Here is a 22,367-nt window from a genome sequence, read left to right as displayed (position 1 = left end):
CTCAACTTTATCCTTGTGTACGTAAAATCTCTTGTCGCTGCGCTACTTTCTTTTGCCACTGCTCAGCACGGCGCGTACGGTCAGCAACTTGACCCACTAACTGTCCACATGCAGCGTCAATATCATCACCACGTGTTTGACGAATCGTACACACAAATCCGGCATCAGACAAAGTTTTTTGGAACGAGATAATACGATTTCGACTTGAGCGACCATATGGCGCATGAGGGAATGGATTAAATGGAATTAAATTAATTTTACTTGGTAAGTTTTTAAGCAACTTAAGTAACTGCTGTGCATGTTCAGGCTGATCATTTACACCTTCTAACATCACATATTCGATAGTCACATGTTTACGCGCACTTTCATTACCATCTTTGGCAATATAACGCTGACACGCTGCAATCAACTGAGCCAATGGATATTTTTTATTAATAGGCACAAGTTCATTACGTAGTTCATCGTTTGGTGCATGTAAAGAAATTGCTAATGCAACATCAATATCTTGTGCAAGTTGGTCAATTTTCGGTACAACACCAGACGTTGACAAAGTCACGCGACGTTTTGACATGCCATAAGCAAAGTCATCAAGCATAATGTGCATTGAGCTTAATACAGCATCATAGTTGAGTAATGGCTCACCCATACCCATCATCACCACATTAGTTACTGAACGCTCGCGCTCGGCAACAGGCACTTCTTCCATATAAGAATAGTTTGCCATCCAAAGTTGCCCAATAATTTCATCTGGCGTTAAATCGCGCTGAAAACCTTGCTTACCTGTTGAACAAAATGAGCAGTCTAATGCGCAGCCCACTTGTGAAGAAATACATAAGGTTTTGCGTGAACCAGTTTTATCTTCGGCAGGAATTAATACAGTTTCTACTAAAGAGCCAGAACCTTCACCTACACGAAACACCCATTTACGCGTTCCGTCTTTTGAATAATGACGGTGAACCACTTCAGGGGCTTTAATTTCACAAATTTGTTCAAGCTTTGCGCGCAATTTGCCTGAAATATTGGTCATTTCAGCAAAATCAGTGACAAAATATTGATGAATCCATTTCATAACCTGCCCGGCACGAAACTTTTTCTCACCAATATCTTCAAAGAATTTTTCTAATTGAGCGCGTGACATGCCGAGTAAATTCACTTTTTCGGCAGCAGGCGATGCTGGCGTGGACGAAGATTGCTGCTGTCCATCAAGATTTTCAGATGAAACGACCACTGCAGAACTCATGTGTATTTACCTAAACCATGTCAAAAAAAGAATATATTGTTCAAGAATCAAACAATATGCTCTTGAGAGAATAAAAAAACCAGATAAGTAGTATACCACTTATCTGGTTTGAATGCTTTCGATTAACGAGTGCGTGGGCAGATCTCGTTGTCAGCAAAGAAGTAAGCAATTTCACGCTCTGCAGAAGCAACTGAGTCAGAACCGTGAGCAGCATTTTCGTCGATGCTTACAGCGAAATCAGCACGGATAGTACCAGGAGCCGCTTCTTTAGGGTTTGTAGCACCTAAGATTTCACGGTGAGCAAGAACTGCATTTTCACCTTCAAGAACAGATACTACAACTGGACCAGAAGTCATGAATGCAACTAAGTCACCAAAGAAACCGCGTTCTTTGTGCTCTGCATAGAAACCTTCAGCATCAGCTTGAGAAAGGTGTTTCATTTTAGTCGCAACAATTTTTAAACCCGCTTTTTCGAAACGAGCAAAAATTTCACCGATGTGGTTTTTAGACACAGCATCTGGCTTTACGATAGACAAAGTACGTTCAATTGCCATGAGTGGCTCCTTTATTTTAAGATTTAAACTTTAAAAAATTTGCCGCATTATACCGATGTCATAGGCAATAATCAGCTTTGAATGTGTAAAAGTTGCGATTTTTTCTACTGTTTTTAGCGAACTTCATCTAACCAAGCCATTTGGATGGCTTCTAGCAATCCTTCGGTTGATTTATTTGGGTCATCACTAAAGTCTGGTAACGCACATACCCATGCATGTAAATCGGTAAAACGAATCCATTGCGGATCAACTTCTGGATGTGCTTCTGACAATTCAATGGCAATATCAATCGTATCTGTCCAACGTAAGCCCATAGCGGCTCCTATCTGTTTAATCTGCTAAATCACGAACTGTGTACTTTAGCAAATCCACAAACGTAATCGATAGCTTAAGCTGATAAAAATTACTGTTCGTTATAAAGCAATGCCCAATAATGGCGCGACAAAAATAATCAGACTTGCTACTGCCGCACCAATAAGTGCGCCTACAATCACATCACTTGGGTAGTGAAGCCCAAGCACCATACGAGACAATGCCACAAGCACCATGAATGGCAACATGGCAGCCAGCAACACAGGCTGGATATAACCCAACACAATTGTCACCATCACTGCATGTAGCGTATGACCTGATGGAAAACTAAAGTGATCAAGTGGTCTTTCCCCAAGCACAATCACCTGATGTACTTGGTAAGGGCGTGGACGCGTGGTTTTATGTTTTAAGAATTTATAAATTGCTGTTCCGACCGAACCACCAAGTAGCAAATAGATAATTTGCAAACTATAGGTAATGCCATGCATTCCCCATACAATTGCCAGCATGAGGTACCAAAATGGCCCATCGCCCGCACGGCTAATAATTTTAAAAAATAAAGCTACACGCTGTGAATGGGAAAAGTGATTGAGGTATAAACAGCCTCGTAAATCTAGATCGAGTATTTTTATTTTTGCATTCTTTAATTTCATGGTTGTTCTCCTATTTTAGGATACTTAGGTGAAGTCCACCGAGGATTCCTTCACTACCTGATAAAATGCCTGTTCTAATTGCTGTACCGGAAGTTGCCAACCGCTTTGCTGTACTTTACGACAGGCTTGTATGCCCATTTCTCTAAGTTGTTGTACTGAAGGGAGTTGATAAATTTGTTGTATAAAATGGTTTTTCTGTCCAAGTGGACTTAAACAGCCACTTACGTTATGGACTAAATATTGATGTGCACATGCATAATCATACGCGATAACAGGCAAACCGCTTGCCATTGCCTCTAAAACTACGTTACCAAACGTTTCAACCTGACTCGCAAATACAAAGACATCAGCACTTGCATATGCTATTGCTAAATCTTGTCCACGCAAACTACCCGTAAAAATGACATTTGTCGCTTCAGGTAATGCTTTTAATCGAGCAAGATCTGGGCCATCTCCTACCACCACAAGTTTAGTTTTATGTTGCTGCATATTTTGCATAGCTGCATAGCTTTCAACTATCAATTGAACTTCTTTTTCTGGTGATAAACGCCCTACATACAGCATGACACGAGTATCGGCATCGGCACCCCATTGCTGGCGTAAGCTTTCCGAACGATGTTTTGGTGAAAAGCGTGTGGTATCGACCCCTCGTCCCACCACAACCAGTGGACAGGTAATACCAAAACCACGTAAAGCTTCTTCGGTATCTTTACTTGGCACACAAGTCACTTGAGTATTGTTATGAAACCAGCAAAGATATTTTTGAATTGGCTTAACTAAAAAAGCCAAATCAAAGAATCGGCTAAAATCTTGAAATGGTGAATGAAAGCCACTAGAGACCGGAATATCTTTTGCTTTTGCAGCTTGCATGGCAGTTAAGCCCAAAGGCCCTTCCGTCACGATGTGCACAACATCTGGCGCAAATTTTTCAAAAGCTTTTGAAACTTTTAAATATTGAGGCCAACCAAATTGCAGAGTTGGATATTTAGGAATAGCCTGCGACATGACGAGACATTCTTGCTCTGGTAGAAAATCATGACACTTGGCTTTTTGTTCTGGGCGAACCAGTAGAATTTTATGACCTTGTTTTTGCAAACCTTGACATAACTGTAATAAGGAAAGCGCTACACCATTAATTTCTGGTGGCCATGTCTCTGTCACAATCGCAATTTTTAAACGAGGACGAACCAACCCGTGGAGTTGGTGCAATTCCTGAGTATTAGACAACTGCTGTTTTTGTTTAAAATAGAAGTGGAAGCTTTCAGGGAGTTGCTGTTGTTTTAATAGTGCTGTCGCGTATGAGCCTTGCATAGCGCCATCCATCAATGTATTTATTTTCATGCTTAAAGATTAAGCAGCTTTCTTGACACTTTGATGATAAATGCATGACAGTTTACTGACATGAAAAATTAAAAAAGCACGCTGAGAACAGCGTGCTTTTTTATAAACAGACAAAAAACTTAACGGTTCTGCAATTTTGCATAATCCATAAGTACATTTGCTGCTTCATTCACAAATGTTTCTTCTTCTGGCAATGCAGGACGTTGGTTGGCTTTCATTTTGGCACGAGATTCAGCCAAGGCATCTAATGAAGCCTGATAGCTTTCCCAGTTAGCAAAAGGTTTTTGACCTGTCGCTACACGGCGTTCATTTTCAGCATCTAAAGTTTGCTTTTCTAAACTCAGAAGCTCTGCGCGGCGCTTATCAATATCAAGAACAACTTGTTTCTGATCGCTAGTCACCTTCGCAATTGCCGTACGTTTATTTAAATATTTAAACTGAGGATCCACTGCTACACGTTGCTCTGAAAGTTGAGACAACTTCGCCACATATGGCTGAACAGAACCTTCACGTTTAAATGGTGCAGTTGGAATCGTATCCCACTTTAACGCATTTTTCGATTTACGCTCACCAAACTCTTCGTTATAGATATCAACAAGCTTAATGTCTGGCACTACACCTTTGTTTTGCGTACTACCACCGGTAACACGGTAGAATTTACGCTGAGTTAAGGTTGCTTGACCATATGCCAAAGTATCAAGTTGAACTTGAGCTGTACCTTTACCTGTGGTTGTACTACCAATGATAATGCCACGCTCATAATCTTGAATTGCAGCAGAGTAAATTTCACTTGCAGATGCCGATGCTAAGTTCACCAATACAGCGAGTGGACCTGTATAGATTTGCTGACCACCATCGTTGTCTTCAAATACACTTACATTGCCATTGCCGTCACGAATTTGCACAACCGGACCTGACTTAATTACCTGTCCAAGCATACGTGCAACTTCTTCTAATGAACCACCTGGGTCATTACGCAAGTCAATAATAATACCTTCGACTTTCTTAGCTTTTAATGCCTCAAACGCATTTGCAGTGTCTTCAGAAACTGAACGATATTGCTGACCAGCACGACGTGAACGATAGTCGAAATAGAAAGATGGAATTTCAATGACACCTAATAGATGTTTTTTTCCATCACGTGTTACTTCAACTGTACGTGAACGGACGCCCGCATCTTCTTCTTGAATGACATCACGCACCAAGGTCACATTGCGTGCCTGACTCATTGACGCACCAGCACCAAGAAGTTTCAGCGTTACTTTTGTGCCACGCTTACCACGGATCAACCCAACAATTTCTGAACTCGACCAGCCGACCACATCAATCATTTTACCGCCCTCTTGAGCGACACCAACGATTCGGTCTCCTGATTTCACTTGACCAGACTTACTTGCCGGGCCACCTTCTACAATGGTTTCAATCTTGGTGTAATCTTCATTGCCACGCTCTGGACGAATCGATACCCCAATACCTTCAAGTTGTAAGGTCGTTTGGCGGTTCAGTTCTATCGCATCAATTGGCGGATAATAGTTACTATGTGGATCATAAGTCGCCAACATTGCATTTAATGTTTTATCTAAAACATCGTCGCTTTTCACACGGCTAATTCTTTCAAGCTGACGTGTATAACGCTTGGTCAAAGTCTGAGCCGGTGTTAAATCTTCTGGGCCTGTTAAGTCTTGACCATCAGCAAGTGATGGATTTTCTTTTAATGCCTTTTGTTTCGCCTGCTCTTCTTCACGGCTAATCGTTAAATTAATTAACTGCGAAACTAACATTTTACGCCAGTGATTTTGCTGCTCAGCCGATGTTTTAAAATACGGTGCTTTTTCGCGATCTACTTCAATAAAAGTATTTGGCTGTTTTAAATTTTGTGGTTTCTTTAACTCAGCAAGCATGAACTCATAAAATTGTTTTAAGCGTTCACGATATTGCTGGTGAATAGCAAACGGTCCAGTTAAATTCCCCGCTTTTAATGAAGCACCAAAATTTGAACCATAGAGCTTTTTATAATTTTGAACTTCAGCGTCTAAAAATAATGAATGGTCTGGATCAAGACTATCTAAATACATATCGAGAATACGGTTAGATGTATTCGCATCCAAACGCATATTTAAATAATGTTGGCGATCAACTAAAGTTGCCAGTTGACGAGCCACCAAGGCCTGCTCTTGCGTTGGCTGGATCGATTGAGAAACAGCAGCTGTATTGGTTGCTGCTCTTGCTTCGTTCATCGTATGAGAGAAGAATAAACCGCCAGTCGCGATTGCTACTGCACAAGCTATAGTTTGAAGTTTCATAAATTCTTAATACTTCCTTGGGTGTTCGTATCTTACACGCTCTGTTTTCGATATGAACTAAGCAGATTCAACATCTTAACCAACTAAATTGTTTATACCGTGTAGTTTTATCATATTCTGTACTGACAAAATGTAGCAAATCATTGCAAAATTCGCTTATTGTTTTTCAATCAAAATTCAAATGGAACCAATATGATTGGCGCGTTGATGCTGGACATTGCCGGCACAGAACTTACTAAAGAAGATATTGAACTATTACAAGCTCCGCAAGTCGGTGGCATGATTTTATTTGCACGAAATATTGAATCACCACAACAAGTCCGTGCTTTAACCGACCATATGCGCCAAGTTCGCCCAGATATTTTAATTGCTGTCGACCAAGAAGGCGGCCGTGTTCAACGTTTAAAATCTGGCTTTACGCTATTGCCAGCTATGGGCCGCTTTGGCGAACTCTATATCACTCAACCACAAAAGGCTCTAGAACTGGCTGAACAGTGTGGCTGGTTAATGGCAACTGAAGTCTTAGCTGTGGGGATCGATTTTAGTTTTGCACCAGTTTTAGACCTTAATGCTATTAGTGATGTCATTGGCGACCGTGGCTTCTCTAAAAATATTGAAGATATTGCTCCTTTGGCTGGTGCATTTATGCGCGGCATGAAAAAAGCCGGCATGGCAAATACTGGTAAGCACTTCCCGGGTCACGGTTCGGTCAAAGCCGATTCACATGTCGCAGCCGCAATTGACAGCCGTAGCTATGACGAAATTTACAACCATGATATGCAAAGCTTCATTAAGCTTATGCCTGAGCTCGATGCGCTCATGCCGGCACATGTAATTTACGACAAGGTTGACCCAAATCCGGCAGGTTTCTCACCTTTCTGGATTCAAGAAGTCCTTCGTAATCGCTTGAAGTTTAATGGCGTACTTTTCTCTGATGACTTAAGCATGCAAGCTGCATGTGTGGCTGGTGGTGCAGATGCGCGTATTCAAGCAGCTCTGGCAGCTGGTTGTGATATGGGACTAGTGTGTAATGACCGTAGTGCAGCATGTACAGCACTCGATGGTATTGCAAACTTAGAACTACCAAATCAAGAACGTTTAGAACGTATGCGTGGTCGAATTCCACAAATCCAAGTGGGTGAAACTTTATCGCTTGGAAATGAATGGCAAGCTGTCAAAACAGCCATTGAAGAGTTTAAGAATTCGATTTAAGTTAGTAAAAATTTTAATTGGCTACAAAAACCTATTCACTATCTGATACGCGGTTAAGTCATACGCAACCTGCTCATCTGCTGAAGGATATTGATTGCTTCAATATATTTGATAGATGCAGAAAGTGAACAGGTTTTGCGTATGACAATGGTTTTGGTTACTTTTCCCGAAAGAAAAGTAACTCCAACTGAAAGTTCATCCCAGAATGCCAACCTAATTGACAGGACTCCGTCATGCAGGTTCATTCACCATCAATGTATTAGAACCTCTTCATTGTTATTAATAATGAAGATCACACAAAAACAATAAATCGAGTTCAGGACGAATGACACAAGACCTTTCAAAACACCGCCACATTTCTTTTACAGCCCACTATACAGGCTATATCTGGTACCAAATGGGGATCTCACACGAAGCACTTGCTACGAGTAAAGGCAAATCTTTGGCATATTTAGTTCACCCATTAGAATCTTGGGCAGAGAAATATGTCGGTGGCAGTATGCGCACGACGCTTAAACAGCGCCATACCATGCTTGATCATGATTTAGAGAAGTTAATTCAAGAAAATCCTGATTTACAGGTGCTTGAAATCGCTTGTGGTTTATCACCACGTGGTTGGTGGTTTAGGCAGCATTATCCTTCTATTAGCTATCGAGAGCTTGATTTGCCCGATATGGCTCAAACAAAACAAAATGCACTAAAACAAATTGAAAAAAATGCACCTGAAATTTTATCGGTTGATTTATTTACTGAGGCTTTCGCACAAGCATTTGAAGTGTTTGACCCTAGCCGTCCACTAGTTGTAATCAGTGAAGGTTTAATTAACTATTTTGATAAAGACTTATTAAAGCAACTGATTCAATCCATTGCCCACTATGGTGCTTCTTTTAAAAAGCTTCATTATTTAACCGACCTGTATCCTGAACCCGTTAAGAACAAACTCGCAAGTATTATCTGGAACAGTAGTAAATTACTTAAACTTATGTCTCGAAGCTCATTTAGTTTTCATTTTAAGACTCCACTAGAAGTGAAAGACTTTTTTAAAGATGCAGGTTTTAGTCAAGTTAACGTTGAACAACCTCAAATATTCTTCGGACAAGTTTCTAAAGAGAACGATGAAGAGCATTTAGGTGACTTAGTATGGACTATCCATGCTCAATTGAAATAAAAAAAGAAGTCTCAATATTTTTGGGACTTCTTTTTTATAAAAAATTAAACTTTATGCTGCTTGCTTTTGGCGGGCAATAAAACGACTTAAACGGTCAGCAAGTTCGAAACTGCCATGTTTAAATAAAGCACGGATTCCTTGTTCAGTAGCTTCAAAGATTAAACATTCAATCGAAAAAGCACCCTCTTCATCTTCTAAATATAGTGCCAGATCCCGTGGATGTTCATTTACAAAGTCGAGCTGTTTCACATCATCTAACTTCAAATACATTCCAAAGAAAGTCACATCAACAATCGTCACTGGCACCTCTGTTTGACATTCACGGTGGCTCAGTTTCGTTTTAGGCTGGAGAACTGGTATACGCTCTTCACCTCGGCGTTCCATGTTTTGCATTTGCTCACGCGTCATTGGAATAATGCCATCCAGATTTTGGATAGATTCACCCTTCAAAAATGAAGTGAACAAACTCATAGTTTCTTTACGGCGCTGAAGCTGTGGCACATGATCTGCGTTAGCAATCAGAGCAAATTCCATATCCGGACATTGCAAAGCAAAATTGGCATTTTCATGAGGCAAAGTAAAACTATCGTACTGCCCTGCTGCGACCAGTGTTTTACACTGTGGAATCGGTACATCTGTTAAGCGTAAAAGTCGATTACAGTTAATGTCATAACGTTCACGCTCGGTCCCCGTAAACTCAGCCATTTGCCTAAAAAATAATTTTTTAGCTGTCGGTGACATACGTGTTTTATCTAATTTGGCATGATTCACCAAATATAGAATCACCGCTTGTCCAAACTCTTCCATACGGTTTTCTTGCATGAGTTTGAGTGATTCTTCCAAAATCATCCGCCAACTTTTACGGGTCTTTTGCATGACACCCATTAAAATCATACGGTCCATTAAATCTGGACGGTGATAAGCAAAACAAGAAGCAACAACTGAACCCAACGACATTCCCATTACAGAAACTTTTTGAATTCCCACAATATCTAACCAGCGACCTAACATTTCGGACAAATCAGGTAGTTCTAATGTTCCAGCAGAAATTCCGGTATCTCGATTGGTAATTTGTTGATTTGCGCCCATAGATGGCAAGTCGATTAAAATGACCGGGCCACTTTCAAACAGTTGCTCAACACAATATTTATAAGAGTTAAAATTTTGAAAAGCACCACCAACAATCACAATCGGTGTTTTGTGAATGGTTTTTGGGTCTGCAATCGCCATGTATTCAATTTTCCAACCGTCAATCCATGTCGTACGAGCTGGCTGTTTAAAACTATCTCTATGGTAGATATCGAAAAACCCAAAACCGGCATAAGCTTGGTTTATCTCCGAATCCATTTGAATAATGGAATTCATATCCTTGCTTCCTCCTTGCTGTAATTTTTTTATGCTGCAAGAGTTCCTTCTTGAACATGTAATCTTTTATGCACAAATCTTTAAAATTTGTATTAGTTTGTATTGCACAAGTCCATTCTAAACAATTGTCTGAAATATACGCAATCGCTGAAATGACCGCTCATCTTGTTTAAGCCGCGAATAGTTTGCAAAATATTTAAATGTTTTTTTATAGCGGTCACATTTTTCAAAAAAAGCCATTCATTGTTCCGCATTTGACTGCTACTATCGTAGTCATTGGTAAATGATTAAAAACTGCTATGCAAGATTCAATTGAACAATATATGCAAAAAGTCGGGCAACAAGCACGTGAGGCTTCACGTGTCTTAACAAGTGCTTCGACTTCGCTTAAAAATCATGCGCTCTCTGCTATTTACACTGCTTTAGAAAATAATCAGGCAGCGATTTTGGCGGCGAATCAACTCGACATGGAAAAAGGCCGTAGTAACCAACTTGACAGTGCCTTACTTGATCGTCTTGAACTTACGCCCGCACGTTTTAAAGGGATGTTGCAAGGTTTAAAAGATGTGATCGCTCTCGTCGATCCAATTGGGGAAATTACGGATCTTGCATATCGCCCCACAGGTATTCAAATTGGGAAAATGCGTGTGCCTTTGGGTGTAGTAGGTATGATTTATGAATCACGCCCAAACGTCACACTTGAAGCTGCATCTTTAGCGATTAAATCGGGCAATGCCATTATTTTACGTGGTGGTTCAGAAGCACTTGAGTCAAACAAAGCAATCGCAGAAGCAGTTAAACATGGTTTAAAAGTTGCTGGTTTACCTGAGCACTCAGTACAAGTGATTGAAACTTCTGACCGTGCGGCAGTTGGTCACCTCATTACCATGGCTGAGTATGTAGATGTCATTGTTCCACGCGGTGGTAAAAGCTTAATTGAGCGTGTGACCAACGAAGCCCGTATTCCTGTGATTAAGCATCTTGATGGTAACTGCCACGTGTTTGTAGAAGCACAAGCAGACTTGCAAAAAGCATTACCGATTACTTTAAATGCCAAAACTCATCGTTACGGTGTTTGTAATGCGATGGAAACACTGCTTGTTGATGAAAAAATTGCAGACGTTTTCTTACCACGCATTGCTGAACTTTATGCTGAAAAACAAGTTGAGTTACGTGGCTGTCCAGAAACACGTCGTATTTTGGGTACGACTGTCAAACCTGCAACAGAAGAAGACTGGTATACCGAATATTTAGGACCAATTCTTGCAATTAAAGTGGTTAGCGGGATTGATGAAGCAATTGACCATATCAATAAATATGGTTCGCATCATACCGATGCAATTGTGACTGAAAACTATACTTTAGCTCGTCAGTTCTTGGCTCGTGTAGATTCAAGTTCAGTCGTAGTTAATGCCTCAACTCGTTTTGCTGATGGCTTTGAATATGGTTTAGGTGCTGAGATTGGTATCTCAACTGATAAAATCCATGCACGCGGCCCTGTTGGCTTAGAAGGTTTAACTTCTCAAAAATGGATTGTGTTAGGTGACGGTCAAATTCGTCAATAAATCCCTTATTTAAATAAAAATGCCTGATCCATATCAGGCGTTTTTATTTTGTTATTTCCCATAAAAAAGCCAGCCCGAAGGCTGGTTTTTTTAATCGTATATTAATTAGAAAATAAAGTCGGTATTCACAAATTTCGAATAGTGCTCAGACACCATAGAAGCCAGCATACCTTTACTGTCATCAGTCTGTTTAGCCGCAATCATAGAGCGGATCGAGAATGCACGAAGCGCATCATGCACAGACAGTGTACCTTCTGCAGAATCTTTACGACCACCAAATGGGAATACATCAGGACCACGCTGACATTGACAGTTGATGTTTACACGACAAACTTGATGTACCAGTGTATCGACCAAATGACCAATTTGCGCTGGGTCACTACCAAAGATACTCACCTGCTGACCATGATCAGAAGTAGTGACATAGTCCAATACAGTTTCAATATCATCATAAACAGCAACTGGTACCACTGGCCCAAACTGTTCTTCGCGATATAGTCTCATCCCCTCAGTCACTGGATAAACGACAGCTGGATAGAACATGGTTTTGCAGAATTCACCACCTTCCGGATTAACCACTTTAGCCCCTTTTGCCACAGCATCTTCAATCACTTCAGTCATATAGGCGGTACGGTGCATACCCGGTAACGGCGTAATAGATACACCTTTTTCCCACGGCATACCTACTTTCAGTTTAGCCAGCTCAGTCGTTAAACGATTAACAAATTCATCGGCTATTGAGCGGTGTACCATCAGCATTTTCAAAGCAGTACAACGCTGACCATTGAATGACAATGCACCTAATAGACATTCTTTCACTGTCAGGTCTAAGTCAGCATCTGGCAGAATAATGGCTGCATTCTTCGCATCCAACCCCAGAATCGCACGCAGACGATGGGATTTTGGATGTTGCTTTTTCAAATGATCAGCCACTTTACTAGAACCAATCAGTGCCAATACATTAATTTGCCCTGACGCTAATAAGTGAGGCACTACCAGAGAACCGGGTGCATAAATAGTATTGATTACGCCTTTTGGAAATGAATCTCGGAATGCCTCTAGCAATGGTTCAAATAGTAAAGTTCCAAATTGAGGTGGTTTAAAAATAATGGTATTACCCATTAGCATAGCTGGGATGAGGGTTGCGAAGGTTTCATTCAGTGGGTAGTTGTATGGTCCCATACACAACACAACACCTAATGGAGTACGACGAATTTGACCAATAGTACCTTCAGCAATTACAAAGCGAGAGTTAGCATTATCCAGATCTTTTAAAGCATCAATGGTTTGACGCATATAGGTAATAGTACGATCAAACTCTTTCTCTGAGTCAGCCAAGCTCTTGCCAATTTCCCACATGATCAGCTTAATAATCAGATCTCGTTGCTCTACCATGCGCTGAATGAAATTCTGCATACAAGCAATACGCTCACCAACTTTCATCATTGGCCATTCGCCGCGACCATTGTTGTAAGCCCGTACTGCCGCTTCCAGAGCTTCATCACTTTCTTTTTCCCCCATGACTGGATAACTACCAAGTTCAACTTGCTGTAGGCTACCGTCAGACTGCTGAATCCAGATCGGAGATAATGTTTTCTTGGTTGGACCAGCCCATAGCTTCAACTCACCGTCCACCAGTGAGACACGTTGATGAATTTGAGATGGCAGACGGACACTTTCAGGAATACTGTCCACTACTGGAAATTTATGCTGTAAATTATTTAACTGATTCATTCTTCTTAATACCTTATTCTTTGTATATCTTTTTATATCTACCGAGCTTTCACTGTAATCAGGTCTTATTCGGGTCAATACTACTATTATTATCAGTACTCACCTTGCTTGAACCGTAGATGCAAGGTGAATATCTTAAGGCTGTGATAGTTTCGATATTTCCTAGATGAATTTACCCCCGACACACACTATCAGTCACCCCTAGCTTCTGGATGACTTGTTCAATGATCTGTTCTGGTGTGAAAGCAATATCAATTGCTATTGCCTCATTCACATCAGGTTCTTCTAATGTATCTAGTTGAGTTTGTAACAACGATGGGTCAAAAAAATGACCAGATCTTTCTGCAAGTCTTTGCTGTAATAGTTCAAAAGAACCTTTTAGATATACAAACTTAACATTCTGGTCCTGCCCTCTTAAAATATCGCGATACATCCGCTTTAAAGATGAGCATGTAAACACAGCTGTTTCACCATCTCTTTGTTTTGTTTCAATTGCCTGACGAATGGCTTGCAACCATGGCAAGCGATCTTCATCAGTTAAAGGAATACCTTGGCTCATCTTGCTTTTATTTGCAGCGGAATGAAGCGTATCGCCATCAAGAAACTCACAAGCCAAACGCTCTGACAACAACTCACCAATGAGGGTTTTCCCTGTTCCACAGACACCCATAGCTATCACAATCATGGATTACCTACCTCTAATTACAAAACAGCGCTAAGCAACAATGTGAAAGACAAACCAAGTACTGAAATAATTGTTTCCAGTACAGACCAAGTCTTCAGTGTCTGCCCAACTGTCATTCCAAAATATTCTTTGATTAGCCAGAAACCAGCATCGTTTACATGCGAGAAAATTAATGATCCTGAACCTGTTGCTAATACTAAAAGTTCAGGTCTAACAACTACACCTGCCGCCGCCGCAATAGGCGCAACAATGCTACAAGCCGTAGCCATCGCAACAGTAGCCGAACCTGTCGCCAAGCGTATAAGAGCTGCAACAAGCCATCCTAACAACAATGGTGAAAGGTTTGCTTTTAAGGCAGTAGATACAATTTCATTAGAAATTCCACTGTCTCTTAAAATACCGCCAAAACCGCCACCAGCACCAACAATCAACAAAATACCGGCAATTGAAGCCAAGCACCCACCACAGAACTTTTCAATTTGTTCACGGTTGAAACCCTGCATGGTGCCGAAAGTAATAAAGCTGACCAAAACAGCAATAAGCAATGCAATATCAGAAGTACCAATAAAGCGTAATAACTCATTTGGAAAAGTTTTTGGAGCAAAGAAAACATCTGCCCAACTACCAACTAGCATCAATGCAACTGGCAGCATGATCGTAAATAAGGTAATCCCAAAACTTGGTAATTCACGTGTCTTGTTAGCATCTGCTTCAACAAACTGCTTTGCTAAAGGATTATTTTCAGGCAATTTGACATATTTGTTGATCCATAATGCATACAATGGACCTGCAACAACCGCTGTCGGGACACCAACCAACAAACTGTACATAATGGTTTTACCGATGTCGGCGTGGTAAGCCTGCACCGCTAGCAAAGCTGCTGGATGTGGTGGAATCAACCCGTGTACGACCGATAAACCTGCAACCATAGGTAAACCTACAACCAACAATGATTTACCTGTGCGTTTAGCAATGTTGAAGGCAATTGGAATTAGAAGTACAAAACCGACTTCGAAAAATACGGGAAGCCCCACAATTAATGCAATGAACATCATGGCCCAGTGAATATGTTTTTCACCAAACCATTTAATTAAAGTAATTGCTATTCGTTCTGCACCACCTGACTCGGCCATCATCTTGCCAAGCATGGTTCCTAGCGCAATCACAATCGCAAGGTGACCTAATGTTTTACCGGTACCAGCCTCATATGATTTAACGATCCCATCCATTGGCATGCCAACTGCAAGAGCTAAACCGAGAGAAACAATAATAAGAACTAAAAAGGGGTAAATTCTAAACTTCGCGATCATAACAATCAAAGCAACAATCGCGATTAAAGTATAGATAAGCAACATGCCACCCTGAACGGTCTCCATGTGACACTTTCTCCTTGGAATAATGCTATCTAGGCATACTGCCCAAACGAAGCTCTTCAACCAGAGATATACTCATTGTTGAAGCACTCATTTTTTATATTTTGTATGACTGGCATCCGCCAGTCACCGCATCACAAAAAATCTAAAGCACCTAAAAGATACTTTAGATTTTCAAACCACAATTACTTTCGTAAAACTCACAACTGACTTGCAATTTGGGCTAAACGGGTAATTTCAGCCCAATCTTGTGCAGCGACAACAGGTTTAGGTGTTAACCATGACCCACCTACACACACGACATTAGGTTGCTTCAAGAAATCTGGAGCTGACTCCGCTGTAATTCCACCTGTAGGACAAAAACGTAAGTTTGGAAATGGCCCATAAAATGCTTTTAGCATCTCTACACCACCAGCCTGTTGAGCAGGGAAAAACTTCACAATGTCGTAACCCAATTCAATCGCTTGAATAAGATCACTCGGTGTCATTACCCCTGGTAAAAGAGGCAAGCCCGCATCTTGCGCAGCCAGATGCAAGTCTTTAGTCAAACCCGGAGATACCCCAAATTTAGCACCTGCTTTTTTAGCTTGAGCACAATGCTCAGGCTTAGTAATCGTTCCTACGCCCACCACAATGTCATCTGCTAACTGAGACGCTCGCTCAATAGCAGCCAAACCAGCAGCGGTACGTAAAGTAATTTCCAGTACTTTTACACCACCAGCATGCAACGCACGTGATACATGCTCACCTTGTTCAGCAGAATCAAAAGCCAACACTGGAATTACTGGACCTAATTTGACAACATCTTCAATCTTGCTCATTACTTTGTAATTCCTTCGTCTCAAATATGCGCTTGTGGCTCTTCGCCAACAAGTGCACCAAACACAGATGCACCATGCTCAGCAGGCGCTGCTGCTGCACGGAATACACCAAATAATTCACGTCCAAAACCGACTTCGTTTTCAGCCTGATGTTCTGGCTGTGCAACAGGGCGTGACTGCCAAGTTTGTTCATCTAACTCAATATCGAGTACGCCAGCTTCAGCATCAATGATTAACATATCTCCGGTTTGAACTTTTCCAATCGGACCGTTTAATAACGCTTCTGGAGACAAATGAATGACTGCCGGTACTTTGCCTGAAGCACCAGACATACGGCCATCAGTCACTAATGCAACATGGAAACCTTGATCCTGTAAAACACCCAACACAGGCGTTAAACGGTGTAATTCAGGCATACCATTCGCACGAGCACCTTGGAAACGAACCACCGCAATAAAGTCTCGGTGTAATTCACCACGATCAAACGCCGCTTGTACCGCTTCTTGCGAGTCAAATACGATTGCTGGTGCTTTCACTTTACGGTGCTCTGGCGCAACCGCAGAAATTTTAATAACACCACGGCCAAGGCGACCTTGCATTAAGCGCAAGCCACCATCTGGCTGAAACGGCGCATCAATACTACGGAGTACTTTGTCATCAAGGCTTTGAACCACACCGTCAACCCAAGTGAGCTGACCGTCAATCAATTTCGGTTCTTTAGTGTAGTGCTGTAAACCTTTACCAGCGACTGTCGTCACATCGTTATGTAGTAAACCAGCCTCAAGTAAGTTACGAATAAGGAATGCCACCCCACCCGCTGCTTGGAAATGGTTTACATCGGCTTTACCATTTGGATAGATTTTTGCGAGCAATGGAACAACAGCAGACAACTCATCAAAGTCATCCCAGTCAATTAAGATGCCAGCCGCACGTGCAATCGCAATAAGATGTAAGGTATGGTTGGTTGAACCGCCTGTAGCCAGTAAAGCTACAATGCCATTGATAATGGCTTTTTCATCAATAACATGACCAATTGGCGTGTAGTTGCCTCGCTCAGCAGTTAAGTCAAGTACACGTTTAGCAGCTTCGGCAGTAAGCGCGTCACGTAGTGGTGTGTGAGGATGAACAAATGCAGAACTTGGCAAATGTAAACCCATCACTTCCATCAACATTTGGTTACTATTGGCAGTACCATAGAATGTACATGTGCCCTGCCCATGATATGCAGCAGACTCAGCTTCAAGTAAGGCATCGCGACCTACTTGACCTGTAGCGAATTGCTGGCGGATTTTAGCTTTATCATCATTCGATAAACCGCTGCTCATTGGACCTGCGGGTACAAAAATAGTTGGTAGATAACCAAACTGTAAAGCACCAATCAGCAAGCCTGGCACAATCTTATCGCATACCCCGAGACACAATGCAGCGTCAAACATATTATGAGAAAGTGCAATCGCTGTACTCATTGCAATTGTTTCACGTGAAAACAATGACAATTCCATACCGGCATTACCTTGAGTAATACCATCACACATTGCCGGTACACCACCAGCAAACTGTGCAACGCCGCCATTTTCGCGAGCAGCTGTTTTTATAATGTCAGGGAATGTTTTATATGGGGCATGTGCTGAAAGCATTTCATTATAAGAAGACACAATACCAATATTTGGTTCACGCCCCACTTTAATAATTAATTTTTCATTATCTTCCATGCCAGCAAATCCATGAGCCAGATTGGCACATGAAAGTGCTCCACGAGCTGGAAATTTGCCTTGAGCATGTTCAATACGTTGTAAATATGCAGAACGAGTTTTTTGGCTACGCGCAATTACACGTTCGGTAACTTTTGCCAATATTGGATTCGGCAAGTCCATGCTGGACGCTCCTGTACAACCGGATAAGCCGGAACAATAAAAATAGACCAAATGATATATTTCATCATCATTTGATAAGGGGGAGGAACAATATTATTAAGGCAAAAAGCGACATGCAAGCCCTAGACAACTTTACGGTAATACCTGAGTATGAGTATTAAATACAAATTATGTTTAAGTTTTAAACAAGAAGCTGGTTTTATTTTTGACTATATTTACCGGTATATTAGCCTCTAATAACTATGAGAAAATTCTCATAATATCAAAGTAATAAAATATCTTTATAAATGTATTAACACAGTTTTTTTATACTAAATTTTATAATAAAAATGTTTATGATTTATTCATTTTAACCTATATATAAACGATTAAATCTTAATTCCATTTACGTATATTATTTGTAATATATTCATCGAGCTTGATTAAAATAACAGCACTTCTTTTTCTTAAAAAATTTATACCAAATAGTTGAAAATTACATTAAAAACAAATTTACTCTTCATAAATATATACAAAAAACTGTTTAATTCATCTACAAAAAATAAATGAATACAGTGGTTAAGCTTTATACTGAACAAATATTAGTTATAAAAAATTTAATGGTCGATAGTGCTTAAGTCTAATGGGCTAAAGTCTATCTTGGACAGAAAAACAACACATGTTAAAACATCACAACCTGCTCTTAGTGCATATTGCAATTAATGCCTTTTGATCAGGAAGTTAGGAAAACTATTTTTAAATCAGGACTTGGGTATTTCAACGTGGCTACATCAGTATTAGTTATTAATTGCGGTTCTTCATCTATCAAATACGCACTGGTTTCAGAGCGTCGTGAAGATCGTATTTATGGTTTAGCAGAAAACTTAGGGGCAGCCGATGCTCGTATTAAAGGAATTACAGTCGGTGGAGAACCGCTAGAGCTTTCAATTCCCTATGCTGACCACGCCAAAGCTTTAGAAACCTTACTTGCACGTCTTGCAAACTATAAACCTCAAGCAATCGGTCATCGTGTCGTACATGGTGGAAGTCTTACTAAAGCTGAATTACTCACCCCTGAAATTATAGAACGTATTCGTGCAGCCACGCCTCTTGCCCCGCTTCATAACCCTGCTCACTTAATTGGGATTGAAGCAACAATGCGCCTATTTCCTGAATTGCCTCAAGTTGCCGTATTTGACACCGCATTCCACCAAACCATGCCTGCGCATGCATACCGTTATGCAATTCCGAAATTTTTATATACAGACCATAACGTTCGCCGCTATGGCTTCCACGGCACAAGCCATGCTTATGTGTCTGACCGCGGCAGTGAACTGGCTGGAAATTTCCAAAAAGGTGGTTGGCTAACAGCACACTTGGGCAATGGTAGCTCGACTTGTGCAGTATGGAATGGACAAAGTGTTGATACTTCTATGGGCCTTACTCCGCTTGAAGGCGTTGTAATGGGAACCCGTAGTGGTGATGTCGACCCAAGCTTACACAGCTTCCTTGCAAAAAACCTTGGCTGGGACTTAGCGAAAATAGACAAAGTTTTAAATAACGAAAGTGGATTACTTGGCTTATCACAACTTTCTAATGATATGCGTACAGTGATTGAAGCTTCTGAAAACGGCAACGAGGACGCTCGCCTTGCAATAGAAGTATTTAGCTATCGCCTTGCAAAATCACTTGCTGCCTTAAGTTGTGGTTTACCAAGTATTGATGGTCTGATCTTCACAGGTGGTATCGGTGAAAACTCAGCTTATATTCGTGAAAAAACTCTAGCTTATTTACCTCACTTCGGTTTACAGCTCGATAAAGATCAAAATAACAACTTAAAACGTGGTACAGAAGGCCGTATCGATAGCGGTACAGGTCCACAAATTTGGGTGATTCCAACCGATGAAGAAGGCCGAATTGCTAAAGAAACTCGTCAGGTTGTAGACGTTTCACCAAATACATCTCCTGAAGTTAGCCTTGCTTAATTACAGAAGTCAAAAACGCTATTCATTTATTTATAGGTTTATATGAATACAATTTTATTAATTCCTACAGGTGAAGGGGTTGGTCTAACCTCTGCCTGTTTAGGTATGATTTATGCACTTGATTGTAATGGGATTAAAGCAGGCTTTTTAAAACCGTTCTCTCAGGTAGATCAAGAAAATTTAGACCGGACCACCTCTTTATTTGGCCACTTATTTCAAGGTAAAACTGTTCAATCCATTTCTCATGAAAAACTAACCCAACGCATTGCGTCAGGTGAAGTCGCTGAACTACTTGAAGAAGCGGTAAGTCTTCATCGTAGTATTGCAGCAGACAATAATGTGATTATTGTTGAAGGCTTATTGCCAAATGGGCAAGATCATTTTGCCAGTGAGCTGAATGCGAGCCTTGCTCAAGCCCTAGATGCTGAAGTGGTTTTAGTCAGTACAGCAGATATTCAAAACCCACGTAAAACAGCAGAGAAAGTTGAAGCACACTTACGTCAATTTGGTGGTCCAACCTCTAACCGAACAGCGGGTGTACTCTTTATGCGTACACGTGGGTTATCTGAGGAAACAGCGCAAATACCTGTCGCATTTGATCCGTCACTACGCCCAACCGAAGACATCGCAAAATTTACGACAGAACTGCAAAAATACAATCGCTACTTTGGATCAAACGATTTACCAATTATTGGTTTAGTCCCATTTAGTAATACCTTAAGTGTACCTAGAACTTTAGACATCGCGAACGTGATTGATGGTCAATGGGTACATCAAGGCGAAGCGAAAACACGTCGTATTTTGCACTCAAGTTTAATTGCCTCAAGTATTGAATATGAACTTAATAAATTCATTGCAGGTGAGCTGATTATTAGTGCATCTGAACGTACCGATGTATTACTTGCAAGTAGTTTAGCAACCAGTAATGGTATTCCACTGGCAGGCTTGGTGTTGACTGAACGTGAAGCCCCTGCTCCTGAGCTTTTAGAGTTCTGCCAAAGTGCCATCAAACAAGGGTTGCCAATTTTACATACCCGTTTAAACACACTGGAAACAGCACAGCGCCTATCCGATTTTGGTAATGAAATTCCAACCGATGACACTGAGCGTGCCGAGCAAGTGACTCGTTTTGTTTCAAGTCATATCGATGTCGAATGGCTTAAACAACACAGTAATAATGGAGCAGTACCACGTCTTTCTCCTTCTGCATTCCGTCACGAACTGGTACAAAAATCGATTGCAGCCAAAAAACGGATTGTTCTTCCAGAAGGCGATGAACCACGCACTATTGAAGCTGCTGCTATATGTCAGGCTCGTGGTATTGCGCATTGTATTTTGTTAGCAAAACCAGATGCGGTACAAGACGTTGCAAAAGCACGCGGTATTGAATTACCAGCAGACTTGGAAATTATTGATCCGGACAGCATTCGCAATCAATATGTTGCACCTATGGTTGAACTCCGCAAAGGCAAACTCAATGAGTTACAAGCCAAAGATCAATTACAAGACACCGTAGTTCTTGGCACCATGATGCTGGCGCTAGATCATGTAGATGGTTTGGTTTCAGGTGCAGTTCACACCACGGCTAACACCGTGCGCCCTGCTTTTCAGCTGATTAAAACCGCACCTTCTTACTCTTTAGTTTCATCCATATTCTTTATGCTTTTACCAGATGAAGTATATGTTTACGGTGACTGTGCAATTAACCCAGACCCTACAGCCGACCAACTTGCTGAAATTGCGATTCAGTCTGCTGACTCTGCAAAAGCGTTTGGAATTGACCCACGTATTGCCATGATCAGCTATTCAACTGGAACGTCTGGAACAGGTGCGGATGTTGAAAAAGTACAACAAGCGACTCAAATTGCACAGCAACGCCGTCCTGATTTACTAATTGACGGTCCACTCCAATATGATGCAGCTTCCGTTGAAAGTGTCGGACGCCAAAAGGCGCCGAATTCACCTGTAGCTGGCCGTGCGAATGTATTTATTTTCCCTGACTTAAATACAGGTAACACGACCTATAAAGCAGTACAACGTGCAGCAAATGTAGTCAGCGTTGGACCAATGCTGCAAGGTCTAAACAAGCCAGTCAATGACTTGTCTCGTGGTGCTTTAGTAGATGATATTGTCTTTACTATTGCCTTAACAGCAATTCAGGCTGAACAACAGGCTGCTGCGAAATAATTAATATCATTTAATC

17 protein-coding genes are annotated in these 22,367 nt (G+C 41.1%); 5 read left to right on the top strand and 12 right to left on the bottom strand.

What is annotated here, in order from left to right; genetic code table 11:
* Positions 1-7 precede the first annotated feature (7 nt).
* The 6 genes from rlmN to ABLC00_RS02685 all read right to left on the bottom strand — a co-directional run bounded on the left by rlmN (position 8) and on the right by ABLC00_RS02685 (position 6,403).
* The gene (rlmN, locus tag ABLC00_RS02710) at positions 8-1,240 is read right to left on the bottom strand and encodes a 23S rRNA (adenine(2503)-C(2))-methyltransferase RlmN (protein WP_002053401.1); all 1,233 of its coding nucleotides are present in this window, start codon (positions 1,238-1,240) and stop codon (positions 8-10) included.
* A 122-nt stretch (positions 1,241-1,362) separates the two neighbouring features.
* Complete coding sequence (gene ndk / locus ABLC00_RS02705; RefSeq protein ID WP_000963851.1) at positions 1,363-1,794, bottom strand: nucleoside-diphosphate kinase; 432 nt, start codon at positions 1,792-1,794, stop codon at positions 1,363-1,365.
* A gap of 113 nt (positions 1,795-1,907) precedes the next feature.
* The gene (iscX, locus tag ABLC00_RS02700) at positions 1,908-2,108 is read right to left on the bottom strand and encodes a Fe-S cluster assembly protein IscX (protein ID WP_000524329.1); all 201 of its coding nucleotides are present in this window, start codon (positions 2,106-2,108) and stop codon (positions 1,908-1,910) included.
* Between the two features lie 99 nt (positions 2,109-2,207).
* On the bottom strand, positions 2,208-2,759 hold the full coding sequence (locus ABLC00_RS02695) for a phosphatase PAP2 family protein (protein ID WP_004710660.1): 552 nt from the start codon (positions 2,757-2,759) through the stop codon (positions 2,208-2,210).
* 24 nt (positions 2,760-2,783) lie between these two features.
* Positions 2,784-4,082, bottom strand: coding sequence for a glycosyltransferase family 1 protein (locus ABLC00_RS02690; protein WP_080775581.1), 1,299 nt, complete (start codon positions 4,080-4,082; stop codon positions 2,784-2,786).
* Positions 4,083-4,219: 137 nt separating this feature from the next.
* Positions 4,220-6,403, bottom strand: coding sequence for a carboxy terminal-processing peptidase (locus tag ABLC00_RS02685; RefSeq protein ID WP_004710662.1), 2,184 nt, complete (start codon positions 6,401-6,403; stop codon positions 4,220-4,222).
* A gap of 192 nt (positions 6,404-6,595) precedes the next feature.
* Between ABLC00_RS02685 and nagZ the strand changes: the two genes are divergently transcribed.
* The gene (gene nagZ, locus ABLC00_RS02680; RefSeq protein WP_033846440.1) at positions 6,596-7,615 is read left to right on the top strand and encodes a beta-N-acetylhexosaminidase; all 1,020 of its coding nucleotides are present in this window, start codon (positions 6,596-6,598) and stop codon (positions 7,613-7,615) included.
* A gap of 325 nt (positions 7,616-7,940) precedes the next feature.
* Complete coding sequence (locus ABLC00_RS02675) at positions 7,941-8,783, top strand: class I SAM-dependent methyltransferase (RefSeq protein ID WP_033846439.1); 843 nt, start codon at positions 7,941-7,943, stop codon at positions 8,781-8,783.
* 51 nt (positions 8,784-8,834) lie between these two features.
* Here ABLC00_RS02675 and ABLC00_RS02670 read toward each other — a convergent pair whose 3' ends face one another.
* Complete coding sequence (locus ABLC00_RS02670) at positions 8,835-10,148, bottom strand: alpha/beta fold hydrolase (protein WP_033846438.1); 1,314 nt, start codon at positions 10,146-10,148, stop codon at positions 8,835-8,837.
* Positions 10,149-10,447: 299 nt separating this feature from the next.
* Here ABLC00_RS02670 and ABLC00_RS02665 point away from each other — a divergent pair, with 299 nt between their 5' ends.
* Positions 10,448-11,713: a glutamate-5-semialdehyde dehydrogenase gene (locus ABLC00_RS02665; RefSeq protein WP_002053346.1), complete on the top strand. Its 1,266-nt coding sequence runs from the start codon at positions 10,448-10,450 to the stop codon at positions 11,711-11,713.
* 105 nt (positions 11,714-11,818) lie between these two features.
* On the opposite strand, the gene ABLC00_RS02660 is transcribed toward ABLC00_RS02665, so the two are convergent.
* The 5 genes from ABLC00_RS02660 to edd all read right to left on the bottom strand — a co-directional run bounded on the left by ABLC00_RS02660 (position 11,819) and on the right by edd (position 18,200).
* The gene (locus ABLC00_RS02660; RefSeq protein ID WP_002053334.1) at positions 11,819-13,447 is read right to left on the bottom strand and encodes an NADP-dependent glyceraldehyde-3-phosphate dehydrogenase; all 1,629 of its coding nucleotides are present in this window, start codon (positions 13,445-13,447) and stop codon (positions 11,819-11,821) included.
* Between the two features lie 172 nt (positions 13,448-13,619).
* The gene (locus ABLC00_RS02655) at positions 13,620-14,132 is read right to left on the bottom strand and encodes a gluconokinase (RefSeq protein WP_033846437.1); all 513 of its coding nucleotides are present in this window, start codon (positions 14,130-14,132) and stop codon (positions 13,620-13,622) included.
* 17 nt (positions 14,133-14,149) lie between these two features.
* On the bottom strand, positions 14,150-15,508 hold the full coding sequence (locus ABLC00_RS02650; RefSeq protein ID WP_002053229.1) for a gluconate:H+ symporter: 1,359 nt from the start codon (positions 15,506-15,508) through the stop codon (positions 14,150-14,152).
* Between the two features lie 197 nt (positions 15,509-15,705).
* Complete coding sequence (eda, locus tag ABLC00_RS02645) at positions 15,706-16,326, bottom strand: bifunctional 4-hydroxy-2-oxoglutarate aldolase/2-dehydro-3-deoxy-phosphogluconate aldolase (protein WP_002053427.1); 621 nt, start codon at positions 16,324-16,326, stop codon at positions 15,706-15,708.
* Positions 16,327-16,346: 20 nt separating this feature from the next.
* Complete coding sequence (gene edd / locus ABLC00_RS02640; protein ID WP_006582211.1) at positions 16,347-18,200, bottom strand: phosphogluconate dehydratase; 1,854 nt, start codon at positions 18,198-18,200, stop codon at positions 16,347-16,349.
* Between the two features lie 761 nt (positions 18,201-18,961).
* On the opposite strand from edd, the gene ABLC00_RS02635 reads away from it, so the two are divergent.
* Together ABLC00_RS02635 and pta are read left to right on the top strand one after the other, a co-directional pair.
* Complete coding sequence (locus tag ABLC00_RS02635) at positions 18,962-20,164, top strand: acetate/propionate family kinase (protein WP_022575785.1); 1,203 nt, start codon at positions 18,962-18,964, stop codon at positions 20,162-20,164.
* A 42-nt stretch (positions 20,165-20,206) separates the two neighbouring features.
* The gene (pta, locus tag ABLC00_RS02630; RefSeq protein WP_033846436.1) at positions 20,207-22,351 is read left to right on the top strand and encodes a phosphate acetyltransferase; all 2,145 of its coding nucleotides are present in this window, start codon (positions 20,207-20,209) and stop codon (positions 22,349-22,351) included.
* Positions 22,352-22,367 lie beyond the last annotated feature (16 nt).

The sequence above is a fragment of the Acinetobacter nosocomialis genome, from assembly GCF_041021905.1.
In the GTDB taxonomy this organism is placed as follows: domain Bacteria; phylum Pseudomonadota; class Gammaproteobacteria; order Pseudomonadales; family Moraxellaceae; genus Acinetobacter; species Acinetobacter nosocomialis.
This window is presented reverse-complemented; position numbering and strand designations above follow the sequence as displayed.